The sequence below is a fragment of the Streptomyces sp. NPDC005266 genome (assembly GCF_040607655.1).
In the GTDB taxonomy this organism is placed as follows: Bacteria; Actinomycetota; Actinomycetes; order Streptomycetales; family Streptomycetaceae; genus Streptomyces.
Genome location: NZ_JBEXHC010000052.1, coordinates 1 through 4,541, shown reverse-complemented (window position 1 = coordinate 4,541; position 4,541 = coordinate 1). Strand labels below are relative to the sequence as shown.

Below are 4,541 nucleotides of genomic sequence, written 5' to 3'. Positions count from 1 at the left end.
CGGCACACTGTCCGGCACCGAATCCCCAGCCCCGAACGCCAGCTGCGTGGTGAACGCCGTCGTCTCGGTCGGCCCGTACGTCGTACGCACGGTCAACTGAGGATGCGCCGCAAGCAGCGCCCGAATCGCCGACGCGGACACCACATCCCCGCCGGTAGACACCTCCCGCACGCCAGCGAAGATCTCCGGCGACTCCTCCGCCAACACCCGGAACAACCCCGCCGTCGCATGGACATTGGTCACACCCTGCTCGGCAATCAGACGCCCACGCACGGCCGCATCCTTCTCGCCGTGCGGCAACACCACCAGCCGCCCACCCCGCGCCAACGTCACCCACAGCTCATACGTCGAAGCGTCAAAGGCATGGTTGGCCTGCACCAGCACCCGCTCCACGACATCGTCCCGCCAGGCACGGTCCGCAACGAAAGCGGCAACGTTCCCATGAGTGACCGCCACACCCTTCGGCACACCCGTCGAGCCCGACGTGTACATCACATACGCCAGACTGTCCGGCGACACCTCCACCACAACTCGCCCGTTCACCGCCGCGAGTTCACCGGCCACCGCCGGATCATCCCAGTGCACCGCCCCGGCCACCCGCCCCGCATACGCGACGGTGGTCAGCACCAGCGACGGCGCGGCATCCGACAGGATGAAACCAATGCGCTCAGCCGGATAGCCCGGATCCACCGGCACATAAGCCGCCCCCGCCTTCACCACACCCAGCAGAACCACCACCAGCTCCGCCGAGCGGTCCATCACCACACCGACCCGGCTCTCCCGACCCACCCCACGACCCACCAACCACCGCGCCACACGCTCCGCCCGCGCATCCAGCTCCGCATACGTCAACGTCGCATCGGAACCGGCCACCGCCACCGCCTCCGGCGTACGGACCACCTGCGCCGCGAACAACTCAGGCAGGGTACGGACCGGCAGAGGCTGAGCGTTGTCATTCCACCCCTCCAGGACCGTGCTCCGCTCACCGGCGTCGAGCAGGTCGAGCCTGCCCACCGGCAGCGCCGGGTCGGCGGCCGTCTGCTCCAGGAGCCGGACCAGCCGGTCCCCGAGCGCGCGGATGGTCGCCGGGTCGAACAGGTCGGAGTGGTAGTCGAAGCGCAGCTCGATCCGGTCGCCCGGGACGACGCCGAGGATCAGCGGGTAGTGGGCGGTGTCCGAGCTGGACGAACCGGTGATCCGCAGTCCGTCGGCCGGAACCAGTCCGCCCTCGGCCGGCATGGGGTAGTTCTGGTAGACCACGAGGGAGTCGAAGCTCGCGCCGGAGCCGGCCACCCGCTGGATCTCCGTGAGGCCCAGGTGCTGGTGGTCGAAGAGTTCGGCCTGCTGCACCTGGAGATCCGTCAGCAGCTCGGCGACCGTGCGGTACGGGTCGAGGCGCACCCGCACCGGCACCGTGTTGATGAACAGGCCCAGCATCCGCTCCACACCGGGCAGATCGGCGGGCCGACCCGCGACGACGGCGCCGAAGACCACGTCGGTGCGGCCGGTCAGCATGCCGATCAGCACGCCCCACACCCCTTGCACCACGGTGTTCAGCGTCAGGCCGTGGTCCCGGGCGACCTCGCGCAGCGCCCGCGTCAGCGCCGGGTCGACCGGCACCGTCGCATGCTGGGGCAGCGCCGGCTCGGCGCCGGGGTCGGCTGGGCGCACCAGGGTGGGCTCCCCGACCCCGGCCAGCGCCTTCCGCCAGGCCCCCCGGGCCGCGTCCTTGTCCTGGCGGCCCAGCCAGGCCAGGTACTCCCGGTACGGGGTCACCGGCGGCAGCGTCGACACGTCGCCGCGCGCCGCGTACAGGTCCGACAACTCGCCGAAGAGCACCGGCAGCGACCAGCCGTCCATCAGGATGTGATGCATGGTCATGACCAGCTGATAGCGGGTGTCGTCCGTCTTCAGCAGCAGCAGCCGCAGCAGCGGCGGTATCGCCAGGTCGAACCGGCGCTCGTGCTCCTCCTCCTTCAGCCGTACGGCCCGGGCCGCGGCCTCCTCGGCGGGCAGCCCTGACAGGTCGACCTCACGCCACGGCAGCGGCACGCCCGCGGTCACCACCTGGACGACCTGCTGCATCCCGGGGGGCTGCTGGAAGCTCGCGCGGAGGCTGGCGTGCCGGTCCAGCAGCGCCTCCCACGCGGCCCGCAGCACCGCGGTGTCCAAGGGGGCGGCCAGGTCGGTGACGAACTGCTCGACGTAGACGTCGCGGCCCTGCTCGTCGTACTGGGCGTGGAAGAGCAGCCCTTCCTGGAGCGGCGAGAGCGGCCACACATCTTCGATACGCACCTGGGTCACGGTGGTCACTCCTTTTCGCCGGAAAGCTTGATTCGAAGCGCCTCAATCTGACCCGGGGTCAGCGTGACGAGCGGGACATCGGATGGTGTCTGTTGGTCGGCGTCGGCGTCGGGGGCGTGGGTGGCAAGCCCGGTGAGCATGGCGACCCAGCCGTCGGCCAGGTCGCGGACCGCCTTCTCATCGACGGGGCCGACCGGGCCGACCAGGGTCACGGTCAGTTCGGGCCCCTCGGGCAGGTCCCTGACCAGCCCCCCGGCTTCCAGCAGATGGGATGCGGGCATGTCGGCGTCGGCCGTACCGCCCAGCACCGTGTCACCCACGGGCTGCCAGGCCCCCTCGGCCCGGGCGGCCCCGGCCGGGGGCCCGGAGGTGAAGCGGCCCAGGTAGTTGAAGCCGATCTGCGGGGTCGGCAGCGCGGCCAGGGCCCCCGCCGTCCCGGGGTTGAGATGGCGCAGCAGCCCGAAGCCGAGCCCGTCGCCGGGCACCGCGCGCAACTGGTCCCTGATCCCCCGGATCAGAGCACCGGCCGCCGGACCACCGGAGCGGATCCGCGCATAGTCGCCGGTGCCCGGGTCGAGCCGCACCGGGTAGGAGCCGGTGAACCAGCCAACCGTGCCGGTGAGGTCCATGTCGTCGGTGAGCGGGGTACGGCCATGGCTCTCCACCTCGATCAGGACACCTCCCGCGAGGTTGCGGCCCTGACGGCGGCGCCATTCCCCAACGGCGGCGGCCAATGCGGCCAGCAGCACGTCCTCCACCCCGGCTTCGAAGGCCGCCGGCACCCGGCTGAGCAGTTCGGTGGTCACCGCCACCGGAACCCTGACCTCCGCCCGGTGCAGGCCCCCGGCGACCGTGTCGACGGCCGGGTCGAGCGCCCGCTTGCCGAGCAGCGGGTTCGGTCCGCCGAGCAGCCGCGTCCAGGCCGGCACCTCGGCGGTGCGCTCCGTGCTGCGCGCCTGGGCCTGAAGGGCCTCGGCCCAACGACGGTACGACGTCCCCCGCGCGAGGTCGGGCTCGCGCCCCGCGCGCACCGCCGTGTACGCGGCGGCCAGGTCCGGGACGAGGACGCGCCACGACACGCCGTCGACCACGAGGTGGTGGGCCACCAACAGCAGCCGTCCCGGGCGCCCGGCCCCGGCGTCGAACCACACAAGCTGGACCATCGCCCCCGCGCGCGGATCCAGCCGCTCCACGGCACGGCGCCCCTCGGCCTGCGTCAGCTCGGCCAGTTCCGCGTAGCTCAGTCCGGCCGTGTCGACCCGGACCACCCGGTCCGCGGCCGGTGCTCCCGGCTCCGGCACCACCAGGCAGGGTGGGTCGTCGGAGAGTTCCAGCCGGGCGCGCAGGACGTCATGGTGGTCCAGCAGCGTCTGCACGGCCGCCACCAGATGGTCCTCGTCCATTCCCGCGGGGGTTTCCACCAGCATCGACTGGGAGAGCACTCCCGTCAGCGCGTCCGGGCCCGCCCGGTCCACCAAGTCGAGCATGACGGGTGTCAGCGGTGCCCGCCCGACGCCCGTGTCCCGCACCGTGGGCTGGGCCGGGGCGTCCTCGGCACCGGTGGTCTCGGCGATCCGGGCCAGTGCGGCGGGGGTGCGGTGTTCGAAGACCTGCCGGGCGGTGATCACCGCACCGGCGCGACGGGCGCGGGCGACGACCAGCATCGACATGATCGAGTCGCCGCCGAGTTCGAAGAACGAGTCCTCGGCACCCACCCACTCCAGGCCCAGCACCTCACGGAACAGACCGCACAGGAGTTCCTCCACCGGGGTCTGCGGGCCCCGGCCGGCGCCGCCGGTGAACTCCGGTGCGGGCAGGGCGGCGCGGTCCAGCTTGCCGTTGACCGTCACCGGCAGGCTGTCCAGGAGCAGGATGGCCGACGGGACCATGTAGTCGGGCACCTTGCCCGCCACGTACTCCCCCAGTGCCTCCACGTCCACGCCTTCCTGCGCCGCGACGACATACGCCACCAGCCGCTTGGCTCCGGGCTGGTCCTCCCGTACGACGACGGCGACCTGGCCGACGCTCTCATGCGCCGCCAGCACCGCCTCGACCTCACCCGGCTCGATCCGGAAACCACGGATCTTCACCTGATCGTCAGCACGGCCCGCGAACACCAACTGACCCTCGGCAGACCAGCGCGCCAGGTCACCCGTGCGATACATCCGCTCACCCGAGCCGCCGAACGGCGCGGCCACGAACCGCTCGGACGTCAGGCCGGGGCGCCGGACGTAGCC

General features: G+C 72.0%; 2 protein-coding genes. Both read right to left on the bottom strand.

Going from position 1 to position 4,541, the window contains the following annotated elements; all coding sequences use genetic code 11:
* On the bottom strand, positions 1 to 2,304 hold a 2,304-nt coding region (locus ABZU99_RS34780), incomplete at its 3' end, for a condensation domain-containing protein (protein WP_356050503.1).
* A gap of 5 nt (positions 2,305 to 2,309) precedes the next feature.
* The coding region (locus ABZU99_RS34775; protein ID WP_356050502.1) for a condensation domain-containing protein at positions 2,310 to 4,541 on the bottom strand (2,232 nt) is incomplete at its 5' end.